General features: G+C 58.7%; 1 pseudogene. It reads right to left on the reverse strand.

What is annotated here, in order from left to right:
- Positions 1-230 (reverse strand): annotated as a pseudogene (locus A918_RS22125) (hypothetical protein); the annotation flags it as partial.

Here is a 230-nt window from a genome sequence, read left to right on the forward strand (position 1 = left end):
CGAATGTGCGGTTGTCACAGTTTACGCCGCCACGGAATACACGCTCAACAAAGCGATCCTGTGTGCCGTAACGTACGCGCTTGCGGCCGGAGAAATCACAATACTGACCTTCGCGTGCGCAACGCTGCCATTCACGGTCATTATTACGATCCCGTCCATAGCCGCCACGACCGTCACGATCACGGCCATATCCGTCACGATCGCGTCCGTAACCGCCGCGGTCACGTCCG

The sequence above is a fragment of the Pseudochrobactrum sp. AO18b genome (assembly GCF_000409565.1).
In the GTDB taxonomy this organism is placed as follows: domain Bacteria; phylum Pseudomonadota; class Alphaproteobacteria; order Rhizobiales; family Rhizobiaceae; genus Pseudochrobactrum; species Pseudochrobactrum saccharolyticum.